The organism is Streptomyces sp. NPDC007901 (assembly GCF_042959465.1).
Lineage (GTDB): Bacteria > Actinomycetota > Actinomycetes > Streptomycetales > Streptomycetaceae > Streptomyces.
On the sequence record NZ_JBIBKW010000001.1, the window covers coordinates 577,494 to 590,869 of the forward strand.

General features: G+C 70.0%; 11 protein-coding genes. 7 read left to right on the top strand and 4 right to left on the bottom strand.

Translation table 11 applies throughout. From position 1 onward, the window contains the following. Window positions 1–125: 125 nt before the first annotated feature. Together ACFZDK_RS02845 and ACFZDK_RS02850 are read left to right on the top strand one after the other, a co-directional pair. Window positions 126–3,704 (top strand): DNRLRE domain-containing protein, encoded by a 3,579-nt coding sequence (locus ACFZDK_RS02845; protein WP_390969086.1) that lies wholly within the window; start codon window positions 126–128, stop codon window positions 3,702–3,704. 14 nt (window positions 3,705–3,718) lie between these two features. Beyond that, on the top strand, window positions 3,719–4,009 hold the full coding sequence (locus ACFZDK_RS02850) for a hypothetical protein (protein WP_390969088.1): 291 nt from the start codon (window positions 3,719–3,721) through the stop codon (window positions 4,007–4,009). Between the two features lie 120 nt (window positions 4,010–4,129). Here ACFZDK_RS02850 and ACFZDK_RS02855 read toward each other — a convergent pair whose 3' ends face one another. Together ACFZDK_RS02855 and ACFZDK_RS02860 are read right to left on the bottom strand one after the other, a co-directional pair. Beyond that, the gene (locus ACFZDK_RS02855; RefSeq protein WP_390970072.1) at window positions 4,130–5,119 is read right to left on the bottom strand and encodes a zinc-binding dehydrogenase; all 990 of its coding nucleotides are present in this window, start codon (window positions 5,117–5,119) and stop codon (window positions 4,130–4,132) included. Between the two features lie 120 nt (window positions 5,120–5,239). After that, window positions 5,240–5,956: a TetR/AcrR family transcriptional regulator C-terminal domain-containing protein gene (locus ACFZDK_RS02860; protein ID WP_390969089.1), complete on the bottom strand. Its 717-nt coding sequence runs from the start codon at window positions 5,954–5,956 to the stop codon at window positions 5,240–5,242. A 134-nt stretch (window positions 5,957–6,090) separates the two neighbouring features. Here ACFZDK_RS02860 and ACFZDK_RS02865 point away from each other — a divergent pair, with 134 nt between their 5' ends. Continuing rightward, window positions 6,091–6,597, top strand: a complete 507-nt coding sequence (locus ACFZDK_RS02865) for a carboxymuconolactone decarboxylase family protein (RefSeq protein WP_390970074.1) — start codon at window positions 6,091–6,093, stop codon at window positions 6,595–6,597. 41 nt (window positions 6,598–6,638) lie between these two features. Here the strand turns inward: ACFZDK_RS02865 and ACFZDK_RS02870 are convergent, their stop codons facing one another. After that, window positions 6,639–6,992 carry a VOC family protein gene (locus ACFZDK_RS02870; protein WP_390969090.1) on the bottom strand — a complete coding sequence of 118 codons (354 nt, stop codon included), beginning with the start codon at window positions 6,990–6,992 and terminating at the stop codon, window positions 6,639–6,641. A gap of 168 nt (window positions 6,993–7,160) precedes the next feature. Between ACFZDK_RS02870 and ACFZDK_RS02875 the strand changes: the two genes are divergently transcribed. Further along, window positions 7,161–8,252, top strand: coding sequence for a glutamate--cysteine ligase (locus ACFZDK_RS02875; RefSeq protein WP_390969092.1), 1,092 nt, complete (start codon window positions 7,161–7,163; stop codon window positions 8,250–8,252). Window positions 8,253–8,315: 63 nt separating this feature from the next. Here the strand turns inward: ACFZDK_RS02875 and ACFZDK_RS02880 are convergent, their stop codons facing one another. After that, entirely contained in the window at window positions 8,316–8,975 is a 660-nt protein-coding gene (locus ACFZDK_RS02880; protein ID WP_390969093.1) for a methyltransferase domain-containing protein, read from the bottom strand. 260 nt (window positions 8,976–9,235) lie between these two features. Between ACFZDK_RS02880 and ACFZDK_RS02885 the strand changes: the two genes are divergently transcribed. The 3 genes from ACFZDK_RS02885 (at window position 9,236) to ACFZDK_RS02895 (ending at window position 13,136) form a co-directional block, all read left to right on the top strand. Continuing rightward, on the top strand, window positions 9,236–10,453 hold the full coding sequence (locus ACFZDK_RS02885; RefSeq protein ID WP_390969095.1) for an amidohydrolase: 1,218 nt from the start codon (window positions 9,236–9,238) through the stop codon (window positions 10,451–10,453). Between the two features lie 345 nt (window positions 10,454–10,798). Next, window positions 10,799–11,830 carry a BMP family ABC transporter substrate-binding protein gene (locus ACFZDK_RS02890; RefSeq protein ID WP_390969097.1) on the top strand — a complete coding sequence of 344 codons (1,032 nt, stop codon included), beginning with the start codon at window positions 10,799–10,801 and terminating at the stop codon, window positions 11,828–11,830. Window positions 11,831–12,086: 256 nt separating this feature from the next. Beyond that, on the top strand, window positions 12,087–13,136 hold the full coding sequence (locus tag ACFZDK_RS02895; protein ID WP_390969099.1) for a BMP family ABC transporter substrate-binding protein: 1,050 nt from the start codon (window positions 12,087–12,089) through the stop codon (window positions 13,134–13,136). Window positions 13,137–13,376: the final 240 nt, after the last annotated feature.

Genomic DNA, 13,376 nt, shown 5'->3' on the forward strand with positions numbered 1-13,376 from the left:
GGGAGCGTGCGGCCACGGGGTGCTTTCGCCCGCGGCGGCTGAAGGTCTCCTGTGGGTCCCTGTGAGTTGCTGTGAATGATCAACTTCACCTCGTCACCACATCCGGCATTTCCTATGGTCTGTCCATGCCATATCGAAGACGGTTTTCCCGTACGACCGCACGACATACGGCCGTCGGGCTCTCCCTGCTGCTCCTTGCGACCGGCGTGGCCGAAGTGCCCCGCGGCTCCGGCACCTTCACTGCCGCCAAGCCGGCCCGGGCGGCCCAGCGGGCCGTTCAGGTCGCCCCCGCGGTGGACACGGGCGACGACGGCGCCGCGAAGGCCCTGTCGTTCCTGACACCGGACCAACTCGCGCGCAGGCAAGCCATGTTGTCGGGCGAAAGGGCGGAGCTGACCTCACAGCGCACCGCGGACACCACGACCTACGTCAACCCCGACGGCACGCTCACCACCGAGAGTTATGCCGGCCCCGTCCGGGTCCAGGACGGCGACGGGAACTGGGAGCCGATCGACACCGAACTCTCGGACACGGGACCCGCGTTGGAGCCTCAGGCCGCGGCCGCCGACATCACCGTCTCCGACGGCGGGGACACCAACCTCGCCTCCGTGTCGGCCGACGGCAAGTCCTTCGGGATGAGCTGGCCCGACGCACTGCCCGCACCCTCGGTCGACGGCGACACCGCCTCGTACGACGTCGGCGACGGCCAGAGGCTCACGGTCACCGCGCTGCCGCAGGGTTTCTCGGAGAACGTCGTCCTCGACTCCGCGCCGGCCGACGGCACCGTCTCGTACCGCATCCCCCTGGCCCTGCACGGGCTGACCGTCTCCAAGGCGGCCACGGGTCATCTGCTCCTCACGGACGACGACGGCGACCTGGTGGCCGAGGCACCCGCGCCGATGATGTGGGACTCCTCCAAGGACCCGGCCTCCGGTGAGTCACGGCACCTCGCGGCGGTGGACTACGCCGTCGAGACCGCCGCCGACGGCACCCAGACCCTGGTCCTCACCCCGGACGCGTCCTACTTCGACCAGGATCTGACCTACCCGGTCACCGTGGATCCGACCAGCACCCTCGCGGTCACCACCGACACCTGGGTCGCCACCAACTACCCCGACTCGCAGATCTCCTCGGCCGAGCTGAAGTCGGGCACCTACAACGGCGGAGACACGATCGCCCGCTCCTACCTGAAGTTCGATGTCTCGGACTTCGTGGGCACGGACATCATCGACACCAACCTGGCCCTGTACTCGTACTGGTCGTCCTCCTGCTCGACCGCCGGTTCGGGCACCCAGGTACGCCGCATCACCTCGTCCTGGTCCTCGTCGACGATCGCCTGGGGCAGCGAGCCTTCCTCGACCAGCACCGGCGCGATCACCAGCACGGCCGCCAAGGGCTACTCCGACGACTGCCCGGCCGGCACCGTCAACTTCGACATCGACGACATCGTGCAGGCCTGGGCGGACGGTTCAGCCAACTACGGCCTGAAGATCAAGGGCGTCAGCGAGACCGACAGCCTCACCTGGCGCCGCTGGCGCTCGGCCAACTACGTCTCCGGTGACGGCTCGACCGAACCGCACCTGACGGTGACCTACAACTCGTACCCGAAGACGCCGACTTCGCTGACCCTGTCGCCGAAGACCACGAGCGGCAGCGAGCAGATCGTCACCTCGCGCACGCCCGTGTTCTCCGCCAAGGCCACCGACGTGGACTCCGGCGCCAAGGTCCGTGTCCAGTACGCGATCGAGCCCGACCCGGACTACGCCGACACCACGTACACGCTGACCAAGTCCACCGCGTACGTCGCCTCCGGCAAGGCGGCCGCCCTGACCGTCCCCGCCTCCACGCCTCTGCCCGACGGCACGCACCTGCGCATCCGCGCCCGCGGCTACGACGGCACCGACTACTCCACCGCCTGGACGTCGTGGACGGCCTTCACCGTCGACACCGGCGCCCTCGACATCCCCGAGGTGCCGACCGGACTCCAGGCCGGCGCGACCGAGACCACCACACCGCTGCTCACGGGCGTGGTGAACGCGCCGGGACAGAGGAGCGTCCAGGCGCAGTACCAGTTGTACGACTCCGCGGGCACCGCGGTCGGCACCAGCCCGCTGGGCACCTCCACCACCGACAGCGGCGGCCGGGCCGCCCTCCAGGTCCCGGCCGGGCTGCTGACCGACGGGCAGACGTACTCCTGGAAGATGCGGGCCTGCGTCGGCACCGTCTGCTCGTCCTACACGGCGAAGCAGTCCTTCACTCTGGACGTCGTCTCCGACACCGACACCGAGGACGGCACCACCTCCACCGGTACCGCACCGACCGCCGTCACCGACCTGACGGCTCGTCCGGGCGAGCAAGGCGCGCTCGTCACCTGGAGTCAACTCGCCACCGGCGCCACCGCGGACGAGGACGTCACCTACACCGTCACCGCCCAGGTCAAGGGGAGCACCACGGTTACGGCGACCAAGACCACCGGCGGTGCCTCGGCGGTGTTCACCGGGCTGACCAACGGCACCGCGTACACCTTCACCGTGACGCCCGCCAACAGCTACGGCACCGGTCCCGCCACCACCTCGGCAGCGGCCACCCCGGTCGCGGTCACCGGCGGCACGGCGGCCTACCAGGCCGTGCTCCAGGACTACCTGGAGGCTCAGAACGCCCTGCTCACCGGTGACGCCGCCAACGCGTCGACGGCCGCCGCCGCGACGGACACCGGTGACGGCTTCAGCGGCCTTCTCGACACCGAGCAGACCGTCCCGCTCACCGACCGTGCCTCGCTCACCAGCGGAGACATGGACACCGAGGCACCCACGGTGACCCTGGCCGACGTCCTGGCGATGCCCGACGCGGGCGGCACGGTCACACTCCGGGCGGCCTCGACCGTCGCCTACACCACCACGGCCGGCGTCGACACGGACACGCCCGACGCCACCGACAGCGGGGAGGCCGACACCGGCCTGTACACCTTCACCCCGGGCAGCCCGCCCGCCCTCACCGCCCACACCGACGCCGCTGCCGTCGAGACCGTCGTCAGCGCGGGCGACGAGGCGCTCACCGCCTTCGCCGACCAGGCCTCCGCGGACAGCGGCCTCAGCGACGACGGTGCGCCGGAGGGCGTGACCATGGACGCGGACGGCAACCTCGTCGACGACACCGACACGACGTCGAGCACGTCGACTACGGCGGCGGCCGTGTCCTTCAAGGCCCAGCAGGCCTCGACCGGCATCTCGTGGAGCGGCGTCCGCGCCTACGCCAGGAAGCACTACAACGACTCCGCCGAGTACTCCGAGGACTGCACCAACTTCGCGTCCAAGTCACTCAACCGCGGTGGCGGAATGGCCATGAAGTACGGCCCGGCCTCCAAGCGGGCGAACATCGGTTACTGGTGGCGACGGAGCAAGTACCTTTACGTGCACCCGCAGTCGTACACCTGGGTGGGAGCTCCCTACCTGGCCAACTTCATCTCCACGATGGCGACCTGGAAGTGGCACACCGGCCCGAGCGGCGTCCAGATCGGGGACATCGTCTTCTACAACCAGGACGGCACGAAGTGGTCCGGAATCGACCACACGGCGGTCGTCACCAAGGTCGATTCCAAGGGCAACATCTTCGTCAGCCAGCATGGCAAGAACCGCATCGACTACCCCTTGAAGAAGCAGAAGACGAAGGCCCTGTGGATCGTCACGGTCTACCCCAACTACTAAGAGGAGCCGACCAGATGACCACTCCGATCCTGGCCCCTCCCGAGGGCCGAGCCGTCCTGGTGGGGGAAACCCTGCTCAGCACGGCCTCCGTCGTGTGGTGGACCTGCCTCGTGTGGGCACACCGCAACGTCCTGTACGCCGTCCCCGCAGCCGTGACGCTGATCCTCGCGGTGGTGCTGTCGCTGGCCGTGACATGGACCCTGTGGCTCCGCACCCGACGCCTCGGCGGCGCCGGCCTGGCACTGATCGCCGTCCGTGGCGTGGTGGTGCTGGCACTGTCTCTGCTGATCTTCCACGACCTGTAGTCCGGGTCCGCGGGCGGAAACCCGAGAGCAAGGCGGCCCGGGCCTCGTCGGAGACGGCGAGGTCCGGGCCGCCGGGGTTCCGGACGAGGAAGGAGCGAAGGGGACGGCGGGCCGCCCGGATCAGACGACGGTGATCACGGTCTTGCCGCGGGCGTGGCCCTGTTCCACGTGGCGGATGCCCGCGGCCGTGTCGGCCAGTGGGTAGGTGCGGTCGACGACCGGGGTGAGCCGGCCGGCCTCGACGAGTGCGGTCACGTCGAGCAGCTCCTGGTGGACCGGCCCGTCCGGGACCGAGGGGAGGAGCGGCCGCAGGCGCTGTCGGACGAACGGATCGGCCGCCACGATCCGCAGCAACGAGCCCAGCGCACCGAAGACATGGCCGGGTGAACCGCCGCCGTTGGCCACCAGCGTCCCGGCCGGTGTGAGGGCCCGGCGCAGGTGCCGCAGCGGTCGGCCGCCCACGTTGTCGAGCACCACGTCGTAGCGCTCGCCCCGGTCGGTGAAGTCCTCACGGGTGTGGTCGACGACATGCGCGGCGCCGAGGGACCGCACCAGCTCGACGTTCCGGGTGCTGCACACCCCGGTGACCTCCGCCCCCGAGGCCACGGCGATCTGCACGGCGAAGGTGCCGACGCCGCCCCCGGCCCCGTTCACCAGCACCCGCCGGCCCGCCGCCATCCGGCCCACGGTCCGCAGGCCGCGCAGGGCGGTCACCGCCGCCATCGGCAGGGCCGCGGCCTCCTCGAAGGTGAGCCCGGCGGGCTTCGGCACCAGCAGGTCGGCGGTGGTGCACGCGTACTCGGCGAAGGCGCCGGGACAGAAGCCCAGCACCTCGTCGCCGACCCGCAGCACGCCGACGCCCGCGCCGACCGCCACCACCTCGCCGGCCGCGTCGATCCCGGCCACCCGGGACTTCGGCCGGGTCAGCCCCACGCCCCCCATCAACCGCGCCACATACGGGTCCCCGCGCAGCATGTGCCAGTCGTACGGATTGACGGCCGCGGCCCGCACCCGCACCAGCACCTGCCCGGCCCCGGCCTCCGGTCGCTCGACCTCCGCCGTCCGCAGGACGTCCGGCGGACCGAAGCGCTCCTGCACGATCGCTTTCATCTTCGTCTTCGTCTTCATCGGAATCGCCCCCCTGTCGCGCGGTGTACGGCGTACACCGCCTTGAGGGCAAGGTAGGTGTACGCCGTACACCCGTCAAGGGACCGGGACCGGAACCGGGGTTCAGGAAGCGTTCAGCAGCCGCGCAAGGCCGTCCAGCGTCAGGTCCAGGGCGAACTCGAACTCGAACTGGTCGTCGCAGCCGGACCCGACGACGGACTCCGGGTCGTGGGCGACCGCCATGGCCAGCTCGGCGAGGTGGGGGAAGCGCGCCGCCATCTCGGCGGGTTCGAGCGAGTCCGCGTCCGTATCGGTGTCCGCCGGGCGGCCGGAGTCGTTGTCCACGAACAGCTCCTGGGAGAAGCCCAGCAACCGGCTGCCCATGACATGCAGGGCGTGATGGACCAGGTCGATCGGGAACCCCCCGGCCCGGAAGATCCCGATCATCGAGTCGAGGTACTCCAGGAGGGCCGGGGTCGGGGCGGCCCGCGTCTTCATCCGCGCCTCGATGACCTCGGGCGCCCACGGGTGGCGCAGCAGCATCCGCCGGGCCGACAGCACCCGGCGCCGTACGGCCGCCTTCCAGCCGATCCCCTCGACCGGCGGGTCGATCTCGCCGACGAGGACGTCGATCATGCCGTCCAGCAACTCGTTCTTGTTGGCCACGTGCTTGTACAGCGCCATGGGCACGACACCGAGCGCCTGCGCGATCCTGCGCATGCTCAGCGCGTCGACCCCGCCCTCGTCGGCGAGGGCGACAGCGGCGCTCAGCACCCGGGTCCGGTTCAGGGGCACCCGAGCCCGGGCGACGGCACCGGCCTGCGTGGCGATCTCGACCACCCCTCCCACTCGTCCGACGAATCTACAGGCCCCGGGACAGCGGCAGCCCGGTCACATTCGTTCGACGCGATCCGTCAGTGGGATGACAGCACCCCAGAAGCACCGTGAAGACGGAGACGGAGACCGAGATGACGATGGAAAAGCGTGCGATCACGGCAGAGGCACCGATGGGCCCGCGGATGTCCGAGGACCCCGCCCAGCTCGTCCCCGAACTGGCGGAGGTGTCGGCGGCGCTGTTCAGGGCCGCCGGCAACGGTTCGGTACCGCGCCCGACGATCAGCCTCGTCCAGCTGCGGGCCGGGCAGATCGTCGGCAGCACGTACCTGACGGTTCTGCACACGGGTTTCCTGCGCAAGGCCGGGGAGTCGGAGGAGCGGATCACCTCCGTGGCCTCCTGGCAGGACTCGCCGTACTTCACCGCCCCGGAGCGTGCCGCCCTGGCCCTCGTGGAAGCGGTGCTGCAGCCTTCGGCGGACGGCGAGCGCGTCTCCGACGACCTGTACGCCCAGGCCGCCGAACACTACGAACCGAAGGCCCTCGCCACCCTCATGTTCGTCATCGGCCAGGTCAACTTCTTCATCCCGATCGCCCTGATCGCCAAGCCGGCACCGGGCCGCTCCTTCAACGCACCGTGGAACTGAACCGTCCCGGCACCCGGTAGGAGCCCATCGGCGGGACACGGTCAGGCGGGCTGCCACAGTTCGATTCGGTTGCCCTCCGGGTCGGTGACCCAGCCGAAGCGGCCGATGCCGTCCATGTCCTGGGTCTCCTCGGCCACGTCCGCGCCCTGGGCGCGCAGCTGCGCGAGCATCGCGTCCAGGTCGCGGACCCGGAAGTTGAGCATGGTCTGCTGGGTGTGGGCGCCGAAGTAGTCGGTCCCCGACTCGAACGTCGCGAACACCGTGGGCCCGGTCTCCTGCTGCCACACCCCGTGGTCGTCGACGTCCAGGCCCAGACAGTCGCGGTACCACGCACCCAGCGCCGCCGGGTCGGCGGCCCTCATGAAGTAGCCACCGATTCCAAGCACACGTTCCATGCGGCCATCTTGCCAGGGCGGCGACGAGACGACTCCTTCACGGCGTCCGGAAGCCTGGTGGCCTGTCGTGGGGGTGCGGTGTGGCAGGTGTTCCACGGCCGGACCTGGGAAGTCGGCGGGTGGAGACGCTGTCGCGCTCGGTCGCGGCACGGAGGAAGGCGGTTTCGCGTGCGTACCGTCGGCGTGGAAGAAGAGCTCCTGCTCGTCGACCCGGAGTCGGGTGAGCCCAGGGCGCTGGCGGCGGCCGTGCTGGCGCGGGCCTCGCGCGCCGATCCCGGGCAGGCCGTGTTCGAGAAGGAGCTCTACGGGCAGATGCTGGAGTTCGCCACCCAGCCGCAGGCGGAGATGGCGGAGCTGGGTGAGGAGATCGTCCGGTGCCGTAAGGAGGCCGGCCGGCTGGCCGGGGAGCTCGGGTGTGCTGTTGCCGCGCTCGCCAGTTCGCCGTTGCCGGTCAGTCCCTCCGTGAGTGTGAACCGGCGGTACCGGTGGATGGCCGAGCAGTACGGCATCGCCACCCGGGAGCAGCTGGTGTGCGGGTGCCATGTGCATGTGGCCGTGGACAGCGACGAGGAGGGGGTCGCGGCCCTGGACCGGATACGGCCCTGGCTGCCGGTGCTCCTCGCGATCAGCGCCAACTCACCCTTCTGGCAGGGCGGCGACACGGGTTACGCCAGTTACCGCAGCCAGGTGTGGCAGCGCTGGCCGTCCGCCGGTCCGACCGGGTTGTTCCGCTCCGCCGCGCGGTACCACCGGCTGGTGGCGGACATGGTGGCCACCGGCGTCATCCTGGACGAGGGAATGGTCTACTTCGACGCCCGGCTCGCCCGGCGGTACCCCACGGTGGAGATCCGGGTCGCGGATGTGTGCCTGCGGGCCGAGACGGCCGTACTCGTGGCCACCCTCACCCGCGCCCTGGTGGAGACCGCCGTGCGGGAGTGGCGGGCCGGCCGGGAACCCGCCGACCACGGGGTGGGGCTGCAGCGGATGGCCGGCTGGCGGGCCGCGCGGTCGGGGCTCGGCGGGGAACTGCTCGATCCCGTCACGCTGCGGCCCCGGGCGGCGCGGGCCGTGGTGGGCTCACTGCTCGCGCACACCGAGGAGGCCCTCGCCGGAAGCGGTGACCTGGCAGCCGTCGAGGAGGCCGTCTCGCGCCTGCTGCGGCACGGCACCGGTGCCGACGAGCAGCGGCGGACGAGGGAGCGGCGGTCCGGGAGCCTGCGGGACGTCGTCACCGAGTGCGTGCACCGCACCCAGGACTGACGCCCCGCGAACGGGAGCCATATCCCGCACCCACCCACCCGCCCTCCGTCCGGCCGCGCCCGCTCAGCCCGGCTTGCGGGCCAGGACGAAGGCGCGGGGCCACTTCTCGGACTCGACCGGCTCGCGGATCAGGGTGGCCGCCACGTCCAGGCCGGCCTTGGCGAGCATGTCGCCGACGGCGTACGCGGGGCGCCAGTGGTAGTGGAGGTCGATCTCGTGGCCGAAGCGTTCGGTGAGGTGGAGTCCGGGGGTCTCGCCCTTCTGGAAGGCGAGGAGGACATGGCCGCCGGGGACCAGGACGCGGTGGAAGCCGGCGAAGGTCGCCGGGAGGTGGGCGTCGGGGATGTGGATGATGGAGTAGAGGGCGAGGATGCCGCCGAGGGTCGCGTCCGGGAGGTCCAGGGACGTCATCGAACCCCGGTGGAAGCGCAGGCCGGGGTGGGCCTCGCGGGCCAGGGCGACCATCGCGGGGGAGAGGTCGATACCGAAGGCCGGGACGCCCAGCTCGTCGTTCAGGTGGGCGGTGATGTGGCCGGGGCCGCTGCCCAGGTCGGCCACGGGGGCGGTGCCGTTCGCCTTCACCAGCGCGGCGAAGGCGGCGATCATCGACATGTCCACCGGGCGCTCGGGGAGGCCGGGGAAGGCGGCGGTGTAGTCCTTGGCGATCATGTCGTAGGACGTACGGGTGGTCTCTATGAAATCGGTGGTGTCCGAGTCCGTCACGGTCGCGCACGCTACCGGGCGGACGGGGGCCGTGTGGCGAAGTCGCCGTTCCGTTCCGGTCCTGTTTCGGTGGGTGGACAGGACGGGCGGGATCGTAGTGAGGCGTGGTATCCGTGGAAGAGGAAGCACAGGTTTTACCCAGCTACGTCCGGGGTCATGCCTCCGCGGTCAGATTTTCTTCCCCTAACGGGCTGAACTTTTGTTGATCTCGGGTCAGTTGACCCTCCGGGCGTCCTACCCTTCAGAGGGTGAACCAATTGATGTCCCTAGAGTCCGAGGCCGACCTCCCCGGGGATGTGCTCCCCGGCGTGCTCAGCGAGGAGCTGCACGCCGAACTCGTAGCCTTCCGGCGCGACTTGCACATGCACCCGGAGCTCGGCAACCAGGAGTTCCGCACGACGGCCGCGATCAAGGAACGGCTGGAGCAGGCCGGCCTCCGGCCTCGCGTCCTCTCCATGGGAACCGGGCTCATCTGTGACATCGGGCCGGTGGGGGACGGGCTGCCCGTGCTCGCCCTGCGGGCCGACATCGACGCCCTGCCCATCCCGGACATGAAGACCGAGTGCTCCTACCGGTCCACCGTCCCGGACCGGGCCCACGCCTGCGGGCACGACGTGCACACGGCGGTGGTGCTGGGCGCCGGGCTCGTCCTCGCCGACCTGCACCGCCGGGGGCTGCTGCCGCGGCCCGTACGGCTGCTCTTCCAGCCCGCCGAGGAGGTGCTGCCCGGCGGTGCCGCCGACGCCATCGAGTCCGGGGTGCTGGACGGGGTGGGGCGGATCATCGCCGTGCACTGCGACCCCAAGGTGGACGTGGGGCGGATCGGGCTGCGGACCGGCGCCATCACCAGCGCCTGCGACCGGATCGAGGTGGCGCTGGACGGCCCCGGCGGGCACACCGCCCGGCCGCATCTGACCACCGACCTGGTCACCGCCGCCGCCCGGGTCGCGGTCGACGTGCCCGCGGTCATCGGGCGGCGCGTGGACAGCCGTAGCGGACTGGCCCTGACCTGGGGACGGATCGAGTCCGGGCACGCCCCGAACGTGATCCCGCAGCACGCCGAGCTGTCCGGGACCGTGCGCTGCCTGGACCTGGAGGCCTGGCGGCAGGCGCCGGACGTGGTGCACGCCGCGATCGACGAGGTCGCCACCCTGCACCGGGCCAAGTCGGAGATCACCTACGTGCGCGGGGTGCCGCCGGTCGTCAACGACCCGGTGATCACCGAACTGCTGCGGGACGCGATGACCGCCCGGCGCGGTACCGACTCCATCGAGACCACCGAGCAGAGCCTCGGCGGCGAGGACTTCTCCTGGTACCTGGAGCACGTGCCGGGCGCCCTGGCGCGGCTCGGGGTGCGCACACCGGGCGAGCGGACCGTGCGCGACCTGCACCAGGGTGACTTCGACGCCGACGAGCGGGCCATCACCGTCGGGGTGGAGCTGTTCACGGCCGCCGCCCTGATCGACGCGACCAGGTAGTCGTATCGACGGCGATCTTATGAGGCGGCGGGAGAAACGGTCAGCTTCCCCGCACGTCACGCAAGTCCCCCAGGGGGCGAGAGGGTGCCCGTTCGATACCCCTTCGCCCCCTTGTGTCACCCCGTCGTAACCGGCGGCGGCTGCTTGTAACCCGGAGTCGGCACGGTTCGATAACGGCCCGGAGAAACCCCGTTCCCCTCCCCTTCTACGCGCGTTACTGTGCGCCGAAATCGCCACCGAGGGTGGACGGTTGGGGAAGCGGGCCGATGACGGTGCCGTGGGGACGAAGGGGTGCTTGCTGTGCGTTATATCTCGGGTCGGAGGACTCGGTTCTCCCAAGCTGCGGTGACCGTTGCCGTCATCGCCCTCGCGGCCGCCGGGTGCGGCAAGTCCAGCTCGGACAGCGGTGCCTCCAGCACCAGCCCGTCCGGCAAGTACAACGGCAAGGGCATAGGCCTCGCCTACGACATCGGCGGCAAGGGCGACCAGTCCTTCAACGACGCCGCCTACGCCGGCTTCCAGAAGGCCGAGAAGGATTTCGGCCTCGGCGGCCGGGACGTCGAGCCCGCCGACAACGAGACCGACGCCGACAAGGTGCAGCGGCTCGACCAGCTGGCCAAGGCCGGCTACAACCCGATCATCGGTGTCGGCTTCGTGTACGCGCCGGCGGTCAAGGAGATCGCGGCCAAGTACCCCAAGATCACCTTTGGCATCATCGACGACAACGAAGTGACGGCCAAGAACGTCGTCGACATGGTCTTCGCGGCGGAGCAGTCGTCGTACCTCGCGGGTGTGGCCGCGGCCTCGGCCACCAAGAAGGACCACATCGGCTTCATCGGCGGCGTGGACATCCCGCTGATCCACACCTTCGAGGCGGGCTTCGACCAGGGTGCCAAGTCGGTCAACCCGAAGATCAAGATCGAGTCGCAGTACCTGACCCAGACGCCCGCGGAGGGCGGCTTCTCCAGCCCCGACAAGGGCAAGGCCGCGGCGCAGGGCCAGATCGACGCCGGTGCCGACGTCATCTACCACGCGGCCGGTCTCTCCGGGCAGGGTGTGATCCAGGCCGCCGCCACCGCCAAGATCTGGGCGATCGGTGTCGACTCCGACCAGTACAGCCAGAGTGCGCTCGCCAAGTACAAGGACTACATCCTCGGCTCCGCGCTGAAGAACGTCGGCGGCGCCGTGTACGACCTGGTGAAGTCGGTCCACGAGGGCAAGCCGGAGAGCGGTGTCGTCAACGGCACCCTGAAGACCGGTGGCGTCGGCTTCGCGGACACCAACCCGAAGTACAAGGCCATGACCAAGGTCGTCGCTGCGGTGGAGAAGGCCAAGCAGGACATCATCTCCGGCAAGGTCACCGTCAACACCAAGTAATGCGACATATATATACGGCCGGATGATCGTCCGGCCGTATATGGACGGCCGGACACGCGGCCGCCCCCCCGCCGTTGCAGTCCGTACGCCCCTTGCCTCCTGCAAGGGGCGCACTGCTGTCCGTCACCTTGGCGGTGACTGTGGCCACAGCTAGATAACGGACCGGACATTGGGGGTTTTCCGTCTGGTCTACGCGCGTTACGCTGCCGCGGAACCAGCGCCTGGTTTGGGCGCTTGCACGAAGGAGTCTCGTTCCATGCGCCGGGTGTCCCGAATCGCCGTTGCGGGCGTTGCAACCGCAGCTCTTGCCGTCACCGTTTCCGCGTGCGGCAGCTCGTCCAGCTCGTCCACCGGCAAGGCCGGCGCGTCCAAGGGCGTCGGTCTCGCGTACGACGTCGGCGGCAAGGGCGACCAGTCCTTCAACGACGCCGCGTACGCCGGCTTCCAGAAGGCCAACAAGGAGTTCGGCGTCACCGGCCGGGACATCGAGCCGCAGGACGGCGAGTCGGACGCGGACAAGGTGCAGCGCCTTGAGACCCTGGCCAAGTCCGGCTACAACCCGGTGATCGGTGTCGGCTTCGCCTACGCGCCCGCCGTCAAGGAGGCCGCCGCGAAGTTCCCGAAGGTCACCTTCGGCATCATCGACGACAACCAGGACCAGGCGAGCAACGTCGCGGACATGGTCTTCCACGAGGAGCAGTCCTCGTACCTGGCCGGCGTCACCGCCGCGCTGACCACCAAGTCGAACACCGTCGGCTTCATCGGCGGCGTGGACGTCCCGCTGATCCACAAGTTCGAGGCGGGCTTCGAGCAGGGCGTCAAGGCCACCAAGAAGAACGTCACGGTCAAGGCCCAGTACCTGACCCAGACCGCCCAGGAGGGCGGCTTCTCCAGCCCCGACAAGGGCGAGGCCGCCGCCGAGGGCCAGATCGGCTCGGGCGCCGACGTGGTCTACGCCGCCGCCGGCCTCTCCGGCCAGGGCGTCATCAAGGCCGCCGCCGCGCACAAGGTCTGGGCGATCGGCGTCGACTCCGACCAGTACAACCAGGCCGCGCTGTCGAAGTACAAGAACTACATCCTGACCTCGGCCCTCAAGAACGTCGAGGGTGCGGTCTACGACCTCGCCAAGTCCGTCATCAAGGACAAGAAGCCGCTGTCCGGCGAGATCCGCGGCTCCCTGACCAACGGCGGCGTCGGCCTGGCCGACTCCAACCCGGTCTTCAAGAACAACGCCGCCCTGCAGGCCGCGCTCAAGAAGGCCGAGGCCGGCATCAAGGACGGTTCGATCACGGTCAAGACCTCCTGACCCAGGGGTCATGACCTTGTCGTAGGCATGGTCAAAAGAACGCTGTAATGGCAGCGTTACGGCCACGGAACGGGGTGCGGGAAGGATGTTCTTCCCGCGCCCCCTGCCATAGGTCCGGGGATCTCCACGGGGTCCCGGGCGCGGATCCGAGAGTTCGGTCAGGAAGCTCGGATGCGGGTCCGGGAGATCGGTCGGTGAGCCGGAGAGGGTGTCCGGGAGATCGGCGGAGATCCCGGGGAC